Annotated in this window: 13 protein-coding genes; 5 read left to right on the forward strand and 8 right to left on the reverse strand. The window is 50.1% G+C overall.

Annotated features, from left to right (window positions below; translation table 11 throughout):
• Positions 1-267: 267 nt before the first annotated feature.
• The 5 genes from ACO0LF_RS09740 to ACO0LF_RS09760 form a co-directional block, all read right to left on the reverse strand.
• The gene (locus tag ACO0LF_RS09740; protein WP_423013916.1) at positions 268-1467 is read right to left on the reverse strand and encodes a cation:proton antiporter; all 1200 of its coding nucleotides are present in this window, start codon (positions 1465-1467) and stop codon (positions 268-270) included.
• Between the two features lie 231 nt (positions 1468-1698).
• On the reverse strand, positions 1699-3207 hold the full coding sequence (locus ACO0LF_RS09745) for a tryptophan halogenase family protein (protein WP_423013917.1): 1509 nt from the start codon (positions 3205-3207) through the stop codon (positions 1699-1701).
• Positions 3208-3272: 65 nt separating this feature from the next.
• Entirely contained in the window at positions 3273-6071 is a 2799-nt protein-coding gene (locus ACO0LF_RS09750) for a TonB-dependent receptor (RefSeq protein ID WP_423013918.1), read from the reverse strand.
• Positions 6072-6577: 506 nt separating this feature from the next.
• Positions 6578-7444, reverse strand: coding sequence for a PhzF family phenazine biosynthesis protein (locus tag ACO0LF_RS09755; RefSeq protein WP_423013919.1), 867 nt, complete (start codon positions 7442-7444; stop codon positions 6578-6580).
• Positions 7445-7530: 86 nt separating this feature from the next.
• Positions 7531-7923 carry a hypothetical protein gene (locus tag ACO0LF_RS09760; RefSeq protein ID WP_423013920.1) on the reverse strand — a complete coding sequence of 131 codons (393 nt, stop codon included), beginning with the start codon at positions 7921-7923 and terminating at the stop codon, positions 7531-7533.
• A 198-nt stretch (positions 7924-8121) separates the two neighbouring features.
• On the opposite strand from ACO0LF_RS09760, the gene ACO0LF_RS09765 reads away from it, so the two are divergent.
• From ACO0LF_RS09765 to ACO0LF_RS09775, 3 genes are all read left to right on the forward strand, one after another.
• Complete coding sequence (locus ACO0LF_RS09765) at positions 8122-10236, forward strand: TonB-dependent receptor plug domain-containing protein (protein ID WP_423013921.1); 2115 nt, start codon at positions 8122-8124, stop codon at positions 10234-10236.
• 108 nt (positions 10237-10344) lie between these two features.
• Complete coding sequence (locus ACO0LF_RS09770) at positions 10345-12444, forward strand: TonB-dependent receptor plug domain-containing protein (RefSeq protein WP_423013922.1); 2100 nt, start codon at positions 10345-10347, stop codon at positions 12442-12444.
• A gap of 239 nt (positions 12445-12683) precedes the next feature.
• Positions 12684-14783, forward strand: coding sequence for a TonB-dependent receptor plug domain-containing protein (locus ACO0LF_RS09775; protein WP_423013923.1), 2100 nt, complete (start codon positions 12684-12686; stop codon positions 14781-14783).
• A 45-nt stretch (positions 14784-14828) separates the two neighbouring features.
• Here the strand turns inward: ACO0LF_RS09775 and ACO0LF_RS09780 are convergent, their stop codons facing one another.
• Positions 14829-15449, reverse strand: coding sequence for a LysE family translocator (locus ACO0LF_RS09780; RefSeq protein WP_423013924.1), 621 nt, complete (start codon positions 15447-15449; stop codon positions 14829-14831).
• 157 nt (positions 15450-15606) lie between these two features.
• Here ACO0LF_RS09780 and ACO0LF_RS09785 point away from each other — a divergent pair, with 157 nt between their 5' ends.
• Positions 15607-16464 carry a helix-turn-helix domain-containing protein gene (locus tag ACO0LF_RS09785; protein ID WP_423013925.1) on the forward strand — a complete coding sequence of 286 codons (858 nt, stop codon included), beginning with the start codon at positions 15607-15609 and terminating at the stop codon, positions 16462-16464.
• A gap of 87 nt (positions 16465-16551) precedes the next feature.
• Positions 16552-17415, forward strand: coding sequence for a metal-dependent hydrolase (locus tag ACO0LF_RS09790; RefSeq protein WP_423013926.1), 864 nt, complete (start codon positions 16552-16554; stop codon positions 17413-17415).
• A gap of 89 nt (positions 17416-17504) precedes the next feature.
• Here ACO0LF_RS09790 and ACO0LF_RS09795 read toward each other — a convergent pair whose 3' ends face one another.
• The gene (locus ACO0LF_RS09795; protein WP_423013927.1) at positions 17505-18830 is read right to left on the reverse strand and encodes a TolC family outer membrane protein; all 1326 of its coding nucleotides are present in this window, start codon (positions 18828-18830) and stop codon (positions 17505-17507) included.
• Positions 18831-18853: 23 nt separating this feature from the next.
• Positions 18854-19177 carry a rhodanese-like domain-containing protein gene (locus ACO0LF_RS09800; RefSeq protein ID WP_423013928.1) on the reverse strand — a complete coding sequence of 108 codons (324 nt, stop codon included), beginning with the start codon at positions 19175-19177 and terminating at the stop codon, positions 18854-18856.
• Between the last annotated feature and the right edge of the window lie 21 nt (positions 19178-19198).

The raw sequence follows: 19198 nt of genomic DNA on the forward strand, positions 1-19198 counted from the left end.
TTAAGCACATCTGCATTTTGAAATACTACCACAGCAAAATGTAACCAAACTACATAAATTTTTAAGGGCAACTACAAACAATGTCCATGCATGATGAAAATGAAAAATTCGTACAAAACCTTAAGCTGAAAATAGCAATCTGTAGCAATACTACCCATCATTTTCTGCGCTTTTTAGACTTATTCAGACACACACCACCAAAAGAAAATGCCCGCCACCTTCACAAAAGTAGCGGGCATTCACCTGAAAAACCAAAATTCAAAAAGCTTATTTACTCCTGAAAATCAGTTCCTTCATTTTTTGCAATTTCGGATACACCACAGGCACGGTCAGCATGGTGCTGGCAATCGCCATCAGCAACAAGGCAGTAAAGGTTTCACTAGTGATGATGCTTTTATCCAGCAAAATATTGACGAAGATAATCATGATCAAAGCCTTGGTTTGCAATAACCAGCCGATGATGGATGCCTCGCCTTTTTCCCATTTCAATATTTTTCCTGCGACCTGTATGCCTATCAGCTTGCCTGAGACAGAGGCCACCAGCAGTACCGCAGCCGCAATGAATACCGCAGCGCCACCCACGGCCCAGTTGGTACGCAAACCTGTACTCAGGAAAAACACTGGCATGATGGCCAGCAAGACATGGTGGCGCATGAGATCCATTTTTTCCTGGTTGAACCAGTGAGCATCCATGACCGCCCCCGCCAGGAAAGCGCCTACCATATAGTGCAGGCCAGCCCAGTCAGCCGCAAAGGCACAGGCGGCCAGCCAAATCAGGCCGACATACCAGCGGTCACGTTCTTCCAGCCAGGTCATGAGCTTGCGGAACAACACAGTGGCTACCGCAAACACCACTAAAAAGCCGACTTGTCGCCCTACCCTGGTCCAGTCCAGCAAAATCACCGCCAGCACGCCCCAGATGGCAATATCGTCAAGACTGGCATAACGCAATATGCGCTGGCCTATGGGCTGGCGCAGAATATCGAGCTTTTCCATCAACAGGATAAGAATGGGCAAAGCGGTGACTGCGCAAGACATGCCCACACCGAGTACGAATTGCCAGCTCATGGCCTTGGGCCCCATCCAGCCATCCATACTGAGCAGGCCCATACCAGCTACGCAACCAAACAGCAAAGGCATGCCCAATGCCAGGCCTGCTGTGATGGTACTTTCGCGACGGTATTCCCAGGCCTTCTTCAAGTCCAGTTCTATTCCGGCAATCATGACAAAAATCATGACGGCCCACCAGGCGATGCCGTTCAGTGACTGTATTACCTGGGGATTAAAGACAAACTTGTAGTAGTCAGGATAAATCGCGCCCAGGACACCAGGCCCCAATAAAATACCTGTGATAATCTGGACTACTACCAGTGGCGCATAATAGTCGGTTTTACCTACCCGCCAGATCAGATAAGGCAGCGTGAAAATCACAAACATCGCGATCAAAAAAATCTCGGTAGTGCTCATACCAGTATGCATAATTTATATTTTTTTGAGTTTATTTTTCTATGCACCAATTCTTAGAACCTGTTGACGATCTGTAGCGAGCGAGCGTCAGCGGGCGTGGAGAGCAGCGCAAAAAGCGGAATGTACTTTAGTACATGAGCATTTTGAGCAGCGCATGAGCCCCGATCACGCTCGCGCAGTAAGATCGGAAACAGGTTATTGCAGTGGTGCCTCCCCCCACTCAGCACTGACTCAGCTTCTGGCCTTGCAATGCTGGGCTATATAGGCAGCATGTCCGGGCATGATGGCCACGCATTTCTGCACTACCTCACGCACACTCTCCAGATATTCCATGGTGTCCGCTTCGGTCTGCAAATTTACCAGAGGATTGAGGTTTTCAGGAATTAAATTTTGCCCTTCAAAAACCTGCAGCCAGCCAACCTCGGCAAACAATTCATTATCAACGCGCAGCAAGCGCCCGCTGGCGCGGAACAAGTCAATCTTGTGCTGCAAACTTTCCGGCACGGGCATGGCTGCGCAAGCTTTCCAGAAAACTGAATCATCGCGCTGATTGAGTTTGTAATGCAGGATCACAAAATCACGGATACGCTCATATTCAAAGCGCGACTGACGATTGTATTCAGCGATATCAACGGCATTGAAACCCTGATCAGGAAAGAAATCGATCAGACGTGCAATGGCAGATTGTATGAGGTGGATACTGGTTGATTCCAATGGTTCGAGAAAGCCGCTGGACAAACCTATCGCCACCACATTCTTGTTCCAGGTCTTGTTGCGCATGCCAGTCTTGAATTTGATGACGCGCGGATCGGCCAGTGGTTTGCCATCGAGATTGGACAACAACACGGAAGCAGCCTCATCATCACTGACATACTGGCTGCAATACACATGGCCATTGCCTATGCGATGTTGCAGAGGGATGCGCCATTGCCAGCCAGCGCGGTGTGCCGTGGCGCGGGTATAGGGCAGCAGTTCTGGTGCAGATTCACAAGGCACGGCCTGTGCCCTGTCGCAAGGCAACCAGTGTGACCAGTCTTCATAACCTGTATGCAGGGTCTGCTCTATCAGCAAGCCACGGAAGCCGGAACAGTCTATGAATAAATCACCTTCTATGCGCTCACCATTTTCCAGAATGATGGCATCGACAAAGCCGTCCGCCTCACGCTGGCTGACTGAGACTATCTTGCCTTCGGTACGCTCTACACCACGTGCTTCCGCGATCTTGCGCAGGTAACGGGCATACAGACTGGCATCAAAATGATAGGCATGGGCAATCTGGTTCAGCGGTGAATTAGGCACGTCGTAGCGGGCAGGCATGAATTTATTTGCCTTGCCCATCATGCGGGTAATTGAATACGCAGCCAGCTCATCGGCCTTGCCCAGCTTAGCCATTTTTTGCCAGTACTGGTCAAAGCGTACACTGCCAAGATCCTGGCCTATCGTGCCAAAGCCATGCATATAACGATCACCCTGCTTGCCCCAGTTGACGAATTCTATCGCCAGCTTGAAAGTACCCTGGGTCTCGCGCAGGAATTCATTTTCATCGATACCGACGACCTGATTGAATCTTTGTATCATCGGTATGGTGGCTTCGCCGACACCGACAATACCAATTTCATCCGACTCCACTACCTGTATCCGGTATTGCCCCTGCAACACAGTCGCCAGCGCCGTTGCCGTCATCCAGCCGGCAGTACCACCGCCTACAATCACCACGTTTTTTATAGTTGTATTCTGCATGTTGTCTCCACCAAAAAAACAAGCCCCCGTGAGCTCGCGCTGACAGGGGCTGATTGCAGTTCAGCTTAGAACTTGTAGTTCAGGCCGAACAGATAAGTCCTGCCATACACAGTTTTATCTGTGATCTTGTTTGGATCGGTATCATATTGCTGGAACGGTGCATTGTTCCAGTTATTCGCTTGCGCCAGCAATGATAAACCTTTCAGGTAGCCAGTCTGGAATTCATACGATACCTGGAAATCAACGATAGTTTCGCCCTTGATGAAAGTCAATTGCTGATTATCCTGGAAGTCACTGATCTGGCCCAGGAAGTCAGAGCGCTTGCGACCTGCAACAGCGATCTGGAAGCCATTTTTTTCATAGTACAAACGCAGATTGCTGACGCGTTTGGACAAACCTGGCAATGGGATATTTGCAGCACTGATATTTTGCGTACCAAAACCAAATGCAGGCAAAGTAATCTGACTCGACGTATCAGAGTGATTCACCATGACACCAAAACCATCCAGTACTGGGGTGATCATGGAGAAAGGAATATTCAGGGCAACTTCAAAGCCATGAATATTACCGCCTTCACCATTTTGTGGCGTCGTCAACAAACCGATAGTAGAACCTTGATATGGGCCACTCAGAGGCAAAGGTGTCGTTGCGCTGACAAAAGGTTTAAAGTCGAAAGTACGTGGTGCACGATAGATATAAGTATCGAGCTGCTTATAGAAACCGGCAACGCTGAAATAACCTTTCTTGCCGAAATATTTTTCATACGACAAATCAAAAGCCTTGGCGCTGAAAGGCTTGAGCTCAGCATTGCCACCGCTGCCTGCGAGGATAGGGAAAGCGCCGCCGGTTTTAACACCAAATTCCTGGCTGGCACGCAAATCATCCATATTGGCACGTGACAAAACTTTTGCCAGACCCACACGCAAGAACTGTTCTTTACCCAGATCAAATGAGACGTTCAGGCTAGGCAGAAAGTCAGAATAAGACTTGCCGCCAGAAGTAGTCTTGAATGGGCAAGTGTCAACTGTAATGCCCGTGCACTTGGCCAGATCAACCTGATTACCCGTCGAGCGCTGGTTAGTATGGATGAACTGACCACCAAAGTTACCACGGTAATTCAAACCCATTACCTGACCATCCAGATCACCCATCGCGTAAGCGGTCGAGACTTTTTCATTAACGGTCCAGTCTTTTGCGAGCACGGATGCATCAACCCAGCGCGCCAGTTCATAAATCGAGCCCAAAGAACCATCAGGGTCAAAAGAGACTACTGGCAAACCAACTGTGCCCGCAGTTGCCACTGCACTGCCTGGCACGGCTGCAGAAGCATAGCCGCCACCGCCTTTGACGACCAGACGACCTTCCTGGCCAGTACGGGCTTTATCGCGTTCAGTATAGTTAAAGCCAAACTGGGCCGCTACCACAGGACCAAAACTCAGGTCGCGCTTGGCACTCAGACGTATGCTGTTGACCTTGTCGTTAATATCTGGCAAAGCAACGTAACCAGCTTGCGGCGTATTCGGACCACCACCCCAGCCGTCGACGTCAGTCAGCCTGGAGACATTGCGATCGGAATAATTCAGGCTGGTGGAGTACTTCACATCTGCAAAGTTGCCGCCATTAAAACCGGTATAAGAAATTGAACCCAGTGGCGTTACATCGCCCGGCTGACCTGCCGTGGTTTCATAGCGTTTGCTATGTTTGTCAGCTTTCGAATAAGACAGATCGGCTACTGCGGTCCACTCATCGAGCTTCATTTCACTGTTCCAGCCGATTGAAGTCAGCTTGTCGTCAGCGCTTTCCTTGTGATTACGCACCACACCTTTGTAGTTGCTGAAAGTACCGGCTGTAGCAACACCATTGACGATGGTTGCATTGCTGAGTACGCCGTCAGGATCATAGCCACCAGCGGAACCGGCAATCGCACCTTCCAGGCCGGTTTTCTTCAGGCTGGTAGAACCAGCGGAATAAAATACGTCTATAGAAGATTTGAAATTTTTATTTGGCTTGTATTGCAACGTCAAAGAAGCGCCATCGCGGTTGCTCTTGCTAACTTCAGTGTCAGACTTAAATCCGCCCGGTGCCACAACTTTAGCGCCGTTATAATCGACTGTGGGTGCAAAGCCGCCCCAGGAATCAAACTTTTGCTGACCGCCACCATCTTCCTTGAACTTGGTCAAGCCCAGCGAGACACCAATAGTGCGGTTGGCAAACTGATCTACATAAGAGAAAGATGCGCGGTCGCCTGTGCCCTCTTCGGAGCCTGATTGTACGCCCGTGCGTTGCTTGCGATAGCTGGCTGCCAGTACGCGTTTGCCAAAATCGAGCGGCTTGAGGGTATTCAAATCAATCGTTGCTGCCAGGCCCTGGCCTACCAGTGCTGCGTCTGGCGTTTTGTAGATCAATACAGAACCCATGAGTTCAGCCGGGAACAAATCAAATTCCGGGCTGCGGGCATTACCTGTAGAAGCCTGCTCGCGGCCATTCAGCAAGGAGCCATTGAAGCTTGGAGACAAGCCACGCACACTGACATCTGCCGCCTTGCCTGAAGAACGGCTGCGTTGTGCAGTCACACCAGGCAAACGGGCGATAGACTCTGCCACGCTGGCATCTGGCAATTTGCCTATGTCTTCTGCAGAAATCGCTTCGACGATGGAATTTGAATTTTTCTTGATCGAGATAGCTTCTTCTATACCCTTGCGTATACCAGTCACGACCACGGTATTGCCTGCTGCCTCTTGCGCCGTCGCGATGTCGGTCATACCAAAAATCAACACTGCACATCCAGCCGCAACCGGGCTTAATTTAAAAGAAAAGCGATGCAGAGTCTGGCTCTGATGACGCTTTTGCGTAGCTTGTTTCATGTATTGTCCCCTCACACTTTTATTTGACCTGCACTCTTCGAGCTGTCAGACCACAGACCTCAAACACTAGCCTGACAATCAGAACCCAACGTTCCGAAATGAATTTTGTACTAAAACTAGATTACGTGTCAAACGAAGACTACAAAAAACTACAAAGAAAATACATGCACCATATAAGACCACTATAGCAATTTACTGGTAACGCACCAAAATGTGTTGCGCACGCCCCACAAGAGAACAGACAATTAATGTAGTTAGACTACTTTGTGTAATTGAACTACTTATTAAAGAAGTAAGCTTGACCAGAAAAATAAGGTGCAGCATAGCCGCCAGGACGCATTGAGATCGTCTGGAGACTGTGTGATAGAGGGATTGCCATATCTGCATAATAAGAACAGATGGACATGATTTATTCGCCCTTATGTAAAGGGCAATTTTTCTTTATAGCGATGCCAATACAGGGAGGCTAGCTCGCAAGCATGATGTTAGTAATAAATATCTATGCTTTATACGTAAAGCTCGCCTTGCGCCACCATGCATACCTGCCCGCGTACCAGGACTGTTTCATCGACGGCATTGCAAGTGACATGCAATTCACTGGATCTGTGTACATAAGCGCCTTGCACAAAAACCTGGGTAACACCTGCCTGGGCACGCTGATGCCTGACCAGATAGGCTGCGGCAGGCCCAACCGCGCTGCCTGTCGCAATATCCTCGACCTTGCCTTCATTATCCCAGGTGCGACCTTCACGACGCTGCACATCAAGCACATAGACAAACTTGGCACCTACACCCGCCAGCAAGGCTTCAAATTTTTCATGGCAAATGCGTGCCTTGTCGAGATGCTGTTGTATGGGCACTATCAGATAAGGTAAGCCGGTGGAGACTACCTGCAATGGCAAGTCGGTCACCTTGTCATGCACGTGCAGGTTCAGGGCCTTAAAAAAACTCTCGCAGGCGGATGCCGTCAAGGGCTCGCCAAAACTGGCCTTGCCCTGGTTCATTTCAGCAAAAAAATGACCTTGCTCTTGTCTGCTACTGGCAAAAACACTGCGTTCATTGAGAACGAATTCAAATTCCGCACTGGTAGCTTCAGGATAGAAGCGCTGATGCAGACTGGCAGCGGCACCGATGATGGGGTGGCCGGCAAAACCAAGTTCCTCTTCCATGGTAAAAATGTGCGCACGCCATTTGTTCTGGCCTTCGAGTTTTTGCAAAAAAATCGTTTCAAACTGCCGCATTTCCCTGGTCATGGCTTGCATCATGTAAGTAGACAGGGTTTGTTCCAGCACAAAGATACTCAGGCCATTGCCCGCCAGCGTTTGCCTGGCAAAGACGTCTACCATGGAAAACGGAAAAATTTGTTTTTTCAATTTATGCTCCCTAGCATGCGCCTGCACAAACTCAGCAATACTGTGCCCTTAGTATAGGTAAGAAATTTCCAGGACAAAGTGAAATATCATGTCGGCTTTTTCTGTTGTCTATACCAATACCTGCCGTAGACATGCAAACCCGCCATAGGCAATAAAAACCAGAACACAGCATTGGCAATCACGCTCGCTTGCGTAAAATTGAAGTGATAGTGGTAACCTGTTGCATCCACATACACAGCCATATATGGAAAGCCGGCAAACCAGCCTTCGCCAGCGATATTTGGATAGGGCAGCAACATCCAGAACATGCCTAGCCACGACGCCAGTCCCAACAACAGTCCTGCTAGCAAGCTGTAAAAAAAGAGCTTTTTCCAGTTTTTAGGATAATTGCCAGATCGAGACCAGTACAAACTGGCAAACAGGCTATAAGTCCCTGCCAGCATCAGCAAACTGGCCGTCACAACGATGATCATTAACATAACTTATCAAACCATGAGAAAAAGACAAATATGAATGTTAATTATGATAGCACCTGCACTTTGTTTTCCTGTAATTTCATGCAGGCGTTGTAAAACAGTTTTCTTTCCACAATTAAACAGTACTTAACTTGATAGTCATGTGCGACTGGATTAAGCTAAACCAATCAATTTGTATCAGCCTGCATCACCATAAAAACCATGTCACTCCTGTCACGTCTCTTGCTAAGCCTGAGTACCCTGCTGCCTTTGCTCCCTTTTTTGAGCGGCACTGCTCTTGCCGCCAGCGCCGAAGAAGAGGAAGACCTGGCACTGGTATATGGTGACAAGTCCATGGTCAGCATCGCTACTGGCAAGGCGCAGAGCTTGCGCCGGGCGCCGGCTGTCGCCTCTGTCATTACGGCGGAAGATATTCGCGCGCAAGGCTTTACCAACATTGATCAGGTAATGGAGACCATACCTGGCATGCATGTCAGCTACGGGGCCATTTTTTACTTTCCAGCCTATGTCATGCGTGGCATAGGTGGTGGTGGTGTGACCAATCCGCACATGCTGGTCCTGCAAAACGGCATTCCCATGACCACCGCGTATACTGGCGACAAGGGGCAGACCTTGTGGCATGCGATTTCAGTTGAAAATATCTCCAGGATAGAAGTCATACGTGGCCCTGGTTCCGCCCTTTATGGTGCGGATGCATTTTCCGGTGTCATCAACATCATCACCAAGACTGCAGATGAAATACCCGGTACTTTTGTGGGTGTCGGCCTGGGCTCTTTCCACACCCGCGATGCCTGGGTGTTGCATGGCGGACTATGGGGCCCATTCAAGGTCGCAGCCTATCTGCGCGCCGGTGCCACCGATGGTCAGAAAGAAGTACTGACTGCTGATGCACAAACCAGGAATGACAAGTTGTTTGGCACCCATGCCAGCCTTGCACCCGGTAACGTACATATGGGTGACAATCCTGTCGATGCCAATCTGGATGTCAGTCTGGGTAACTGGCGCTGGCGTTCCAGTATATTGAGCCGAACCGACTTGCAAACTGGCGCAGGAGTCTCTTCTGCACTGGATTTTGGTGGAGGTGCTAGCTCGGAAAGACTGACATCCGACCTGTCCTGGCTAGATACGGCTTTTGCAAAAGACTGGATATTGGGCAGCACCCTGAGCTTCCTGCGCTATATTGAAAAAAGCAGTCTGCAACTCTTGCCGCCTGGCGCCAAATTGCCTACTGGCGTTTTCCCGGATGGCATGATAGGTGGCCCTTCACGCTGGGAAAGACAATTCCGGCTATCCGCGTTCGCCAGCTACTCAGGCTGGGCCGATCACCAACTACGCGTAGGGCTGGGACATGATGATGTCAACTTATACCGCAGCCAGACCATCAAGAACTTCTTGCTCAGTCCTGCAGGTATCCCTATCCCAACCGGACCGGTCATGGATTATGGCCAGATACAACCGCATATCCTGCCGACCCGCAGGCAGAATGATTATCTATATCTGCAGGATGAATGGAATTTTGCCAAGGACTGGACCATGACAGCCGGCGTGCGCCATGACAGGTATTCAGATTTTGGTCGCACCACTAATCCGCGTCTGGCCCTGGTATGGGATGCACGCCATGACCTGACTGCCAAGCTCTTATATGGCCGCGCCTTCCGCGCACCAGCCTTCAATGAGACAAATGGTCTCAATCCCGTCGCCAATGGCAATCCTAATCTCAAGCCTGAGCGCATCGCCACCACGGAATTGGCGCTGTCCTGGCAAGCCAATCAGGATGTCTTGCTGAACCTGAATGTTTTCCGCTATAACATGCAGGACATCATCCGTGCTGTTGCCAATCCTACGCCTGGTACTGGGGCCACCTTCTACAATACTGGCAATCAAAATGGCCATGGGCTGGAAGCCGAGCTGCAATGGGAATTAAATAAAGACCTGAAGTTTCTCGCCAATTATTCTTATCAACACTCGATAGATGAAAGCACACAAGTTGATGCTGGCTATTCGCCGCATCATCATGTGTATGCAAGAGCAGACTGGCAAATTCGCTCTGGCTGGATAATCAGCCCGCAAGTCAACTGGGTAGCAGATCGTCGCCGTGCTGCTGGCGATGTGCGTCCTGCGATCCCCGATTACACCAGCGTCGACATCAGCCTGCGCTCGCAACGCGAGCGTGGCAAATGGGAGTGGAGCGCAAGTGTCAGAAATCTCTTCAATGCAGACATACGCGAACCCAGCATTGCGCCCGGACTGGCCATACCCAATGATTTACCCATGGCACCAAGGAGCGTCTACCTGCAAGTCGTCTATAAAATGTAAGCATACTAAAAAGATAAGTGCGCAACAATTTACCAGAAACCTGTGACAGTCTTTCCTGGGGGACTTATGATGAGTGCATTCAAGCAATGACTGATCCCTGGAGTAGCGATGTACCTGTCACCACACACAGCCATGCTGACTGCCATGCTCTTGGCATTTTCATTAGTAGCAAATGCCCGCACGCAGAACAATGAAGAAGACGATGACCTGAAAGCCATCTATGGCGACAAACTGACGGTCAGCATTGCTACCGGCAGCCAGAAATCTCTGCGACTGGCACCGGCAGTCACCAGCGTCATCACCGCTGCCGATATCCGTGCCATGGGTGCCACTGACCTTGATCAGGTACTGGAAAGCGTAGCAGGCATGCATGCAGAAAAAATTGGGGCCAATGATTTTTCTGCCTATGTCATGCGCGGCATCATCAATGAATTGAATTCGCAAATCCTGGTATTGCAAAACGGTGTACCGATGACGATACTGTTGACCGGTAACAGGTCCAGGCTCTGGGCTGGTTATCCCTTGCAGCATATCTCTCGCATAGAAATTATACGCGGGCCAGGCTCGGCTTTATATGGCGCAGATGCCTACAGCGGGGTGATCAATATCATCACGAAAACTTCTGCTGAAATACAGGGAACAGAATTTGGCATCATTGCAGGATCGCTGTCTACGCGCGATGCCTGGATACAGCATGGCGGAAAAATCGGTAGCGTGGATCTGGCCGCCTATTTGCGCATGGGTAAAACTGCGGGCAATACCGACACCATCAGTGTCGATGCGCAAAGCGGCCTGGACAGACTGTTTGGCACCCATGCCAGCCTGGCTCCGGGCCCCATGAATAATGGTCGCGATGCAATCGATGCCAACCTTGATCTGAGCTATGAGAAATGGCGTTGGCGCAATAGCTTTATGTTGCGCGACAATATAGGAACCGGCACGGGCACTTCTTCTGCTCTTGACCCTAGCGGTAAGCTGAAAAGTCAGCGCCTGACATCGGAAATCTCCTGGAGTGATAGTCATTTTGGGCAGGACTGGGGCCTGGGTTTCAATCTCAGTTATATGCAGTACTTGCAGCGCTTGCCCTCTCCTCTGGTTTTATATCCTGCTGGTACGACTTTTCCTACAGGTATTTTTCCAAATGGGATCATAGGCTCACCGAACACCTCTGAGCGGCAAATGCGTGCTTCGGCTTATGCCATATATTCTGGCTGGCACGATCATCAATTGCGCCTGGGCCTGGGGCATGATGATCTCAATATGTACGATATCTATGAATACAAGAATTTCCTGGTGACGCCGGCTGGCCTGCCCCAACCTGCAGGTGCGGTACAAACATATACAGGTGCACTGGCCTTTCTGGAGCCACACAGACGCAAGATAGACTATGTGTATATTCAGGATGAATGGCAATTCGCACCGGACTGGAACCTGATGGCTGGCCTGAGACATGATCGTTATTCAGATGTAGGTAGCACCACCAATCCAAGGCTGGCACTGGTGTGGGCTGCGGCCTATGACTTGACTGCAAAACTCATGTATGGAGAAGCGTTTAGAGCCCCCTCCTTCGCAGAGCTATACAGCATCAATAACCCGGCACAGCGCGGCAACCCATCCATACAGCCTGAAACCATCAAAACCCTGGAAGCAGCTGTGATCTGGCAAGCACGCAATGACCTGCAGGCAAAAATCAATATTTTCCAGTTCAGGATGAAAAACCTGATACGTACCGTTTCCAATGCCATCAAAGGCACGGGCAGTTCGTATGCCAATACCAATAGCCAGGAAGGACATGGCATGGAAACCGAGCTGAACTGGCAAGCCAGCCGGCAGCTGCGTTTGAATGGCAATTATAGCTATCAGCGCAATACCGACCAGACCACCAACCAGGACGCAGGCTATGCACCGCACCATCATCTGTTTGCCCGCGCCGACTGGCAATTTGTACAAGACTGGTCATTAAGCCCGCAATTCAATTGGGTGGCTGGGCGCAAACGCACCGTAGGCGACACCCGTCCACCTGTCGCAGATTACAAGACGCTGGATCTCAGCCTGCGCACCAATGCTGGCGCATGGGAAGTGTCCGGCAGCATACGCAACCTGATGAATGCCGATGCACGTGAACCAAGTTTTGCACCAGGTAGCATAGTCAATGACATCCCCTTACCAGGCCGCAGTTTTTATCTGCAACTGGTTTACAAGATGTGAAAACAGCCTCGTATGCGAAAGCGATATAAAGAGTTTGCATTCCATTCTGTCATCACTTGGGATAAATGCGACATTTCCGCCACACTAACTGGCTTACAGCAGGCGTGTAAAAAATAGCTATGGTGAAGCAACTATAAATCCATGACAGGCTGCTCTGGCAGATTTATGATGAGGCTAACGAATAATCTCAGTCTGAGTCTGCAAACTCTCTGAACCGGTGCTTGATCTGTGGAGGAAAGATGTGTTTATGGCGACGCAACAGCTTGCTGACCAGCCTCTTGCTGGCATTGTCAATGTCCACCCATGCGCAGACACAAAGCAGTGAAGAGGATGAAGATCTCAAAGCAGTCTATGGCGACAAACTGACTGTCAGTATCGCCACCGGCAGCCAAAAATCCTTGCGTCTGGCACCCGCTGTCACCAGTGTCATCACTGCTGCTGACATCCGTGCCACTGGCGCCATTGATCTTGATCAGGTCCTGGAGGCAGTGGCTGGCATCCATGTGGAGAGATTTGGTTCAGCTTATTTTCCTGCCTATGTTGTGCGTGGCATCGTCAGCGACCTCAATCCGCAGATCCTGGTATTGCAAAATGGCGTACCTCTGACCATCTTATTTCAAGGTAATAAATCGCAGCTCTGGGGTGGCTACCCCTTGCAACATATTGCTCGCATAGAAATCATCCGTGGTCCGGGTTCGGCGCTATACGGGGCCGATGCGTATAGCGGTGTCATCAACATCATCACCAAGAACGCGGCAGAAACACCGGGTACTGAGTTTGGTGTAAGCACCGGCTCGTATGCCACACGTGATGCCTGGATACAGCATGGTGGTAAATGGGGTAATCTCGATGTGGCGGCTTATCTGCGTGCCGGCAAGACAGCAGGCAATAATGAAATCATCACCGCAGATGCGCAAACCGGGTTTGACCAAGTGTTTGGCACCCATGCCAGCCTGGCTCCCGGTCCGATTAATAGCGGCTATGACGCGATTGATGCCAATCTGGAACTGGGCTATGAAAAATGGCGCTGGCGCACGAATCTCATCGTGCGTGACAATCTCGGGGGCGGCTCAGGTATCGCCTCGGCTCTGGACCCACTGGGCAAGATGAAAAGTCAACGCCTGACTTCTGACCTGTCCTGGAGTGATGCCCATCTGGGCGAAAATTGGGGAGCGGGTTTTAATTTCAGTGTCATGCAATATTTGCAGCGCATACCGGTTCCTTTAAGACTTTTTCCGGCGGGCGTCACCTTCCCCACTGGCAGCTTCCCCATCGGCATGATAGGTGCACCAGACACCTCCGAGCGACAATTCCGCCTGTCCGCTTATCTCTTGTATTCAGGCTGGCGCGAACATCATGTACGCATAGGTGTGGGTCATGATGATTTGAATTTGTATGACACGCTGGAGTATAAAAACTTTTTGATTACCAGCAGTGGCTTGCCGCAGCCGGCAGGCGATGTCAAGGCCTACACTGGCCCTCTGGCTTTTTTGCAGCCACACCGGCGAAAAATCGATTATCTGATCTTGCAGGATGAATGGCAGCTGGCTCCCGACTGGAGTCTGACTGCGGGTGTGCGCCATGATCGCTATTCCGATGTCGGCAGCACCACCAATCCACGTCTGGCGCTGGTATGGGAAGCTGCCTATAACCTGACTGCAAAACTCTTGTATGGTGAAGCCTTCCGCGCTCCCTCATTTGTGGAATTGTATAGCATCAATAACCCCACTCAGCGCGGTAACCCCAGCATACAGCCTGAAACCATCAAAACCCTGGAAGCAGCACTGATCTGGCAAATCCGTCCTGAGGCTCAGGCCAAGTTCAATCTGTTTGCTTTCAGGATGAAAAACCTGATACGCACTGTTCCCGATGCCATCTCAGGTTCCGGCAGTGCCTATGCCAATACCAGTGGCCAGGATGGTCGTGGCATGGAAGCCGAGCTGAACTGGCAAGCCAGTCGCCAGCTCAAACTGAGTGGTAACTACAGCTACCAGCACAACATCGACAAAGCCACCAATGAAGATGCCGGGTATGCACCGCATCATCATCTATTCGCCCGTGCCGACTGGCAATTTGCCCAGGACTGGCTGGCCAGCTCACAATTCAACTGGGTAGCCGGACGCAAACGCACTGCCGGTGACCTGCGACCTGCCATCGCCGATTACAAAACCCTGGACTTCAACCTGCGCACGACAGCTGGCCGCTGGGAGATTGCTGGCAGCATACGTAATTTGATGAATGTCGATGCACGTGAACCCAGCTTCGCACCTGGTGCCATTCCCAATGACATTCCACTACCACGCCGCAACTTCTATTTGCAGCTAATGTACAAGATGTAAGCCAAGCAGTCACATACGTCCGCTATAAGTCTGCAATAAGTCCGCTTAGCTGCGACGTGAAACCAGCAAGCCCAGGCCTGCAGCCGCCAGCAAACCTGAGCAGCTACGGTTGAACAGACGCTTGCCGCGTGGCTGCGCAAACCAGCGACGCATATGCACGCCCATATAGGCGTATAAGACGATAGCCAGCCATTCCAGCAGCAAGAATGCTGCGCCCAGAATAGCGAATTGCCAGGCAGTTGGCTCAGTTGGATTGATAAACTGTGGCAGGAAAGCCGTAAATATCAATATCGCCTTGGGATTACCGATGGCGACCAGGAACTCTTGCCTGGCCAGCGCCAGCAAGTTCAGGGCTGGTGTAAACACTTCCTGTGTCTGTGTAGTATCGCTGCGCCACAATTGCCAGGCCAGGTAAAACAGATATGCCGCACCGCCTAGCTTGATGACAGTAAACAGCAATTCTGAAGTATGCAAGACCACCGCCAGTCCTGCCGATGCCAGGATCAGCATGAGAGTAAATGCCAGCAGGCGACCGACACCTGCTACACATGAAATGCGTACGCCATAACGGGTGGCATTACTCAGCGACAGCAGATTATTCGGGCCTGGTGCCATATTCAGGGCAAAACAGGCAGGGACAAAAAGTAACAAGGTAGTGAAATTCATGGCTAAGCAAATGATAAAAAGTAGTGAAAAATTCTATATCAGCATGAGAAATTCCGAATTTGAAAATCCCGAGTCCATACCTTACAGGAAATCACAAGCAACAGCTGAGTTTTGGTTAAAATAGCGCCTGAGTAGAACCTAGTCATCCCAGAGCCAATTGCATACACCTATTAACTATCAGGTATTTCCAGTTCACCCCAGATTGTCTCCATTGCTCATGTACATCATGACCGTGGAACTGGATGATTGCGAAGTGTTTTTGCCAGCGTCTTTATGCCCTGCCATCATGCTGTTTGCGCATGGTGGTGGCAAGGTCATACAAGACGATCAAAGCGAACAGCAGGCGAAACGTTTCTTTTTACGCGGGCCCATGATGGAGCCTGTGCATGTGCGCTATCAACCCGGGACTTTGTCACTGGCGGTGTGTTTTCGACCAGGTATGTTGCAACAGGCGATGGGTATCAATGTGGCTGAAATTACTGGCAACACATTGGCCTTCCATGATCTGGTCAATGCGGAACGTGTCCAGACATTCTTGCAGGAACTCGATGGACTCTATGACAATGCGGCCATCGTGGCCTTGTTTCAGGATTTTTTACTTGAGGTACTCGATCATCGACCGCGCAGTACTATGGGGGCAGCATTTCTGGCTGCGCACAAAAAAATCTTTTTCCCCTTGCTGGAATTATCGGAATTTTTTGGCATAGGTCAGCGGCAGCTTGAAAGACGCGTCAGGGAGAATTTTGGAGTGACCTTACGCGATGTCAGGCGCATAGTAAGATTTGGTTTTTCTCTGCCGTACATCATCAAACCAGATGTCGCCTGGGGTGACCTGACCCAGATCGCCCAGGATACTGGCTATTACGATCAAGCCCATATGCATCGCGAATACGTAGAGCTGGCGGGCATTCCTCCTGCTCAACTCAGGCAAAAAATCAGTGCCCGCGATCCTGCTTACTGGATTTATCTGATCCCTGATGAAGACTTTAATAAACTCTTTTTATTGATCGATTGACGGGTCGGTACAAATTTGACGGCTTGGTACAAGTAAGTATGCGGATAATTGTGCAGACTGTTTTTCATTGCCAACATGAGAAATCTGATGAGTATGAGCCAAGAAAAAAACAGCCCGCACAGTCCACGAAAGCCACTGCAAGTACGTCATTTAAAAATAGATTTATCCCAAGGTTTTTCACGCCACTGGCTGGGTGGAGATGCCTTCCGTACTCATTTGTTCAATGCGCAGTCATTCAGTTTTCCGCTCGGAGAACAATATTTCATAGATAGCGTCAAGGCTGCCCTGCCCTTGATCAAGGATGAGCAATTGAAAGAAGAAATCAGGGGATTTATCGGTCAGGAAGCAAGTCATCGTCATATTCATACTCAATATAATCAGCAACTGCATGCCCAGGGCCTGAGTTACCTCCTGGAGGGCTATATGGCCTGGCGCATACGCACCACAGCCAGGTTCAGCGTTGAGAGCAATCTCGCCATCACCATAGCCTATGAGCATTTCACCGCCATTTTTGCCGACGCTACTTTGAGTGAACCATGCTGGATAGGGGATGCAGAAGAACCCCTGAAAACCTTGTGGACCTGGCACTCGATAGAAGAAACTGAACACAAATCCGTGGCCTATGACGCCTACCACGCGATAGGTGGTGGTTATCTGCGGCGCATAGCCTGGTTTTTATATGTGAGCATGCTATTCAGTTTGGATACAGTCATACAAACCATGCATTGCCTGTATAAGGACGGTCAGCTATTCAAGCCGAAAACCTGGTGGCAGGCACTCAAATATTGCCTGCGCCCAGGTGGTTTGTTATGGTTTTCCTTACCGCACTACTTCGCCTATTTCAAACCTGGCTTCCAGCCATGGGAACGTGAAAACCTGCATCTGACAGTACCGTGGCTGACAGAGCAGGAGGCGATATACCGTGAAATCGGTAAACCGGCCAAAACCTGAATACCCAAAGAAAAAGCTCGCTTTTTACAGCGAGCTTTTTCTTTGGCGATGAAATTCAGAAACGCAAAAAAACGATTCTTAACAACAGCTTAGTGCTGCAGCAAAGTATTCACTTCTGCCAGATCATTTTCTTTCAAAGTCCCGGCGGCAGATTTCAAGCGCAGGCCATTCAGGATAGTGTCATAGCGCGCTTTCGCCAGAGTCTGACGTGTAGTGTACAGTTGTTGCTGCGCATTCAGCACGTCGATATTGATACGTACGCCGACCTGGTAACCAAGCTTGTTGGAATCCAGAGCAGACTGGCTGGAAATTTCTGCTGCTTCATAGGCTTTTACTTGTGCCAGACCTGAGCTCACACCGACAAATGCCTGGCGGGCACCTTGAGCAGCAGTACGGCGGGCATTTTCATAATCACTGCGTGACTTGTCTTCCAGGGCGATCGCTTCCTTGACGCGGCTGTCAACAGAAAAACCGGCGAAGATAGGAATTGACCATTGCACGCCTATGGTGGTTGGCTTGATCACACCTACACCGTTTGGATTACTGGCACCTGCATTCGAAGTACGGCCAGTGCTGGCAACCAGATCTACCGTAGGATAATGTCCGGCACGATTTCTTTGTATTTCACGCTTGGCGATTTCAACGGCAACTTGCGAAGCCACTACACCAAAATTTTGCTTTTCAGCAGAAGACACCCAATCATCAATCACAGCCGGTTGTGGTTCGCTGAGTTTGACACCGACTTTCAGGGTAGCCAGTTCACCGGCATCCTTGGCGATGATTTGCTGCAGCGCTGCGCGCTTGACTTGCAAATCACTCTGACCAGCAAATTCCTGCGCTGTCACCAGATCATAACGAGCCTGTGCTTCGTGAGTATCCGTAATGGTCGATGTACCTACTTCAAAATTGCGCTTGGCAGAAGCCAGTTGTTCAGAAATGGCGCTCTTTTGAGCACGCAAGGTTTCCAGCGTATCTTGCGCTGCAAGTACATCAAAATAGGCCTGGGCAACCCGCAGGATCAAATCCTGCCTGGCTTGCTCAAACTGCGCTTCACTCACCAATAAAGATAATTTGCTCTGTTCATATTGTTGCCAGTTACCCCAGTTGAACAAAGGTTGGGACAAAGCCAGAGTCCAGGTATTGGTCACGCCTTTCAAAGTACGGGTACCAGTTACCGCATCGACTTCGGCATCGGTACTCGACTTGGTGTCACTGCCTTTCAGAGCGATACCGGGCAACAAACCTGCGCGGCCTTGCACAGGTTTTTCCTGACCTGCAGTCAGGCTGGCGCGGGCACTTGCATACTGCGCATCATTTGCCAGAGCGTCCTTGTATATTTGCAGCAAATCAGTTGCATTTGCATTCAAAGACAAGAAAGCAGAGGCCAGCAGTGTGGCAAGAATAGGATTACGCATGTAAGGCTCCGAAAAAAAGTAAATTAATAAGTGGGCATACCCGTATCGACTTGTTGTGCCCATGCATGCACACCACCAGTCAGATTAATTGTGTGGGTAAAACCCTGACGCTCTAAAAAATTTGCTACCTGCATACTGCGCCCGCCGTGATGGCAGATACAGACAATCACATCATCCGGTTCCAGCTCTTGAAAACGGGCTGGCACTGTCTGCATGGGCATCAGTTGCACACCCGGGATATGACAAGTCTCATACTCCCAAGGTTCCCGTACATCGAGTAAAACCGGGGCTTTTCTACTACTATCGTTGAGCCATAGCGCCAGCTCTGTTGCAGTCATGTTTTCCATGCCATGTTCTCCGTTTTCTGT

The sequence above is a fragment of the Undibacterium sp. Di27W genome, assembly GCF_049340345.1.
GTDB lineage: Bacteria > Pseudomonadota > Gammaproteobacteria > Burkholderiales > Burkholderiaceae_D > Undibacterium.

Excerpts from the sequence above, each read along its gene's own strand:
- ACO0LF_RS09740 (WP_423013916.1), bottom strand. The coding sequence starts at position 1,467 with ATGAGCACTACCGAGATTTTTTTGATCGCGATGTTTGTGATTTTCACG.
- ACO0LF_RS09745 (WP_423013917.1), bottom strand. The coding sequence starts at position 3,207 with ATGCAGAATACAACTATAAAAAACGTGGTGATTGTAGGCGGTGGTACT.
- ACO0LF_RS09750 (WP_423013918.1), bottom strand. The coding sequence starts at position 6,071 with ATGAAACAAGCTACGCAAAAGCGTCATCAGAGCCAGACTCTGCATCGC.
- ACO0LF_RS09760 (WP_423013920.1), bottom strand. The coding sequence starts at position 7,923 with ATGTTAATGATCATCGTTGTGACGGCCAGTTTGCTGATGCTGGCAGGG.
- ACO0LF_RS09765 (WP_423013921.1), top strand. The coding sequence starts at position 8,122 with ATGTCACTCCTGTCACGTCTCTTGCTAAGCCTGAGTACCCTGCTGCCT.
- ACO0LF_RS09770 (WP_423013922.1), top strand. The coding sequence starts at position 10,345 with ATGTACCTGTCACCACACACAGCCATGCTGACTGCCATGCTCTTGGCA.
- ACO0LF_RS09775 (WP_423013923.1), top strand. The coding sequence starts at position 12,684 with ATGTGTTTATGGCGACGCAACAGCTTGCTGACCAGCCTCTTGCTGGCA.
- ACO0LF_RS09780 (WP_423013924.1), bottom strand. The coding sequence starts at position 15,449 with ATGAATTTCACTACCTTGTTACTTTTTGTCCCTGCCTGTTTTGCCCTG.
- ACO0LF_RS09790 (WP_423013926.1), top strand. The coding sequence starts at position 16,552 with ATGAGTATGAGCCAAGAAAAAAACAGCCCGCACAGTCCACGAAAGCCA.
- ACO0LF_RS09795 (WP_423013927.1), bottom strand. The coding sequence starts at position 18,830 with ATGCGTAATCCTATTCTTGCCACACTGCTGGCCTCTGCTTTCTTGTCT.
- ACO0LF_RS09800 (WP_423013928.1), bottom strand. The coding sequence starts at position 19,177 with ATGGAAAACATGACTGCAACAGAGCTGGCGCTATGGCTCAACGATAGT.